1 rRNA gene is annotated in these 3,156 nt (G+C 57.0%); it reads right to left on the bottom strand.

The window, feature by feature from the left end:
• A 23S ribosomal RNA gene (locus tag ACFYWI_RS38275) occupies positions 1-3,121 on the bottom strand; the annotation flags it as partial.
• Positions 3,122-3,156: the final 35 nt, after the last annotated feature.

Raw genomic sequence — 3,156 nt, 5'->3', positions numbered from 1 at the left:
CAAGCCCTCGGCCTATTAGTACCAGTCAGCTTCACCGGTTGCCCGGCTTCCACATCTGGCCTATCAACCCAGTCGTCTACTGGGAGCCTTACCCTCTCAAGGAGGTGGGAGTCCTCATCTCGAAGCAGGCTTCCCGCTTAGATGCTTTCAGCGGTTATCCTTTCCGAACGTAGCCAACCAGCCATGCCCTTGGCAGGACAACTGGCACACCAGAGGTTCGTCCGTCCCGGTCCTCTCGTACTAGGGACAGCCCTTCTCAAGACTCCTGCGCGCACAGCGGATAGGGACCGAACTGTCTCACGACGTTCTAAACCCAGCTCGCGTACCGCTTTAATGGGCGAACAGCCCAACCCTTGGGACCGACTCCAGCCCCAGGATGCGACGAGCCGACATCGAGGTGCCAAACCATCCCGTCGATATGGACTCTTGGGGAAGATCAGCCTGTTATCCCCGGGGTACCTTTTATCCGTTGAGCGACGGCGCTTCCACAAGCCACCGCCGGATCACTAGTCCCGACTTTCGTCCCTGCTCGACCCGTCGGTCTCACAGTCAAGCTCCCTTGTGCACTTACACTCAACACCTGATTGCCAACCAGGCTGAGGGAACCTTTGGGCGCCTCCGTTACTCTTTAGGAGGCAACCGCCCCAGTTAAACTACCCATCAGACACTGTCCCTGATCCGGATCACGGACCCAGGTTAGACATCCAGCACGACCAGAGTGGTATTTCAACGGCGACTCCACAACCACTGGCGTGGCCGCTTCAAAGTCTCCCACCTATCCTACACAAGCCGAACCGAACACCAATATCAAACTGTAGTAAAGGTCCCGGGGTCTTTCCGTCCTGCTGCGCGAAACGAGCATCTTTACTCGTAGTGCAATTTCACCGGGCCTATGGTTGAGACAGTCGAGAAGTCGTTACGCCATTCGTGCAGGTCGGAACTTACCCGACAAGGAATTTCGCTACCTTAGGATGGTTATAGTTACCACCGCCGTTTACTGGCGCTTAAGTTCTCAGCTTCGCCACGACGAATCGTGACTAACCGGTCCCCTTAACGTTCCAGCACCGGGCAGGCGTCAGTCCGTATACATCGCCTTACGGCTTCGCACGGACCTGTGTTTTTAGTAAACAGTCGCTTCTCGCTGGTCTCTGCGGCCACCCCCAGCTCACGGAGTAAATCCGATCACCAGTGATGGCCCCCCTTCTCCCGAAGTTACGGGGGCATTTTGCCGAGTTCCTTAACCATAGTTCACCCGAACGCCTCGGTATTCTCTACCTGACCACCTGAGTCGGTTTAGGGTACGGGCCGCCATGAAACTCGCTAGAGGCTTTTCTCGACAGCATAGGATCATCCACTTCACCACAATCGGCTCGGCATCAGGTCTCACCCTGCATGAGAGACGGATTTGCCTATCTCTCGGGCTACACCCTTACCCCGGGACAACCACCGCCCGGGCTGGACTACCTTCCTGCGTCACCCCATCGCTTACCTACTACAGATCTGGGCCGGCGGCTCCACCACTCCCCCTCACTCCGAAGAGATCAGGGGCGGCTTCACGGCCTTAGCATCGTCTGATTCGATATTGGGCGTTTCAAAGCGGGTACCGGAATATCAACCGGTTGTCCATCGACTACGCCTGTCGGCCTCGCCTTAGGTCCCGACTTACCCTGGGCAGATCAGCTTGACCCAGGAACCCTTAGTCAATCGGCGCACACGTTTCTCACGTGTGTATCGCTACTCATGCCTGCATTCTCACTCGTGAACCGTCCACAACTCGCTTCCGCGGCTGCTTCACCCGGCACACGACGCTCCCCTACCCATCACAGTCCCCGTTGGGGGTATGTACTGCAATGACACGACTTCGGCGGTACGCTTGAGCCCCGCTACATTGTCGGCGCGGAATCACTTGACCAGTGAGCTATTACGCACTCTTTCAAGGGTGGCTGCTTCTAAGCCAACCTCCTGGTTGTCTCTGCGACTCCACATCCTTTCCCACTTAGCGTACGCTTAGGGGCCTTAGTCGATGCTCTGGGCTGTTTCCCTCTCGACCATGGAGCTTATCCCCCACAGTCTCACTGCCGCGCTCTCACTTACCGGCATTCGGAGTTTGGCTAAGGTCAGTAACCCGGTAGGGCCCATCGCCTATCCAGTGCTCTACCTCCGGCAAGAAACACACGACGCTGCACCTAAATGCATTTCGGGGAGAACCAGCTATCACGGAGTTTGATTGGCCTTTCACCCCTAACCACAGGTCATCCCCCAGGTTTTCAACCCTGGTGGGTTCGGTCCTCCACGAAGTCTTACCTCCGCTTCAACCTGCCCATGGCTAGATCACTCCGCTTCGGGTCTTGAGCGCGCTACTGAATCGCCCTGTTCGGACTCGCTTTCGCTACGGCTTCCCCACACGGGTTAACCTCGCAACACACCGCAAACTCGCAGGCTCATTCTTCAAAAGGCACGCAGTCACGAGACACCAAGCAAGCTTGATGCCCGACGCTCCCACGGCTTGTAGGCACACGGTTTCAGGTACTATTTCACTCCGCTCCCGCGGTACTTTTCACCATTCCCTCACGGTACTATCCGCTATCGGTCACCAGGGAATATTTAGGCTTAGCGGGTGGTCCCGCCAGATTCACACGGGATTTCTCGGGCCCCGTGCTACTTGGGTGTCTCTCAAACGAGCCGTTAATGTTTCAGCTACGGGGGTCTTACCCTCTACGCCGGACCTTTCGCATGTCCTTCGCCTACATCAACGGTTTCTGACTCGTCTCATCGCCGGCAGACGACGAAAGAGAGATCCCACAACCCCGCATGCGCAACCCCTGCCGGGTATCACACGCATACGGTTTGGCCTCATCCGGTTTCGCTCGCCACTACTCCCGGAATCACGGTTGTTTTCTCTTCCTGAGGGTACTGAGATGTTTCACTTCCCCTCGTTCCCTCCACACTGCCTATGTGTTCAGCAGCGGGTGACAGCCCATGACGACTGCCGGGTTTCCCCATTCGGAAACCCCCGGATCAAAGCCTGGTTGACGGCTCCCCGGGGACTATCGTGGCCTCCCACGTCCTTCATCGGTTCCTGGTGCCAAGGCATCCACCGTGCGCCCTTAAAAACTTGGCCACAGATGCTCGCGTCCACTGTGTAGTTCTCAAACA

The sequence above is a fragment of the Streptomyces sp. NPDC002889 genome (assembly GCF_042888425.1).
Classification (GTDB): Bacteria; Actinomycetota; Actinomycetes; order Streptomycetales; family Streptomycetaceae; genus Streptomyces.
This window is presented reverse-complemented; position numbering and strand designations above follow the sequence as displayed.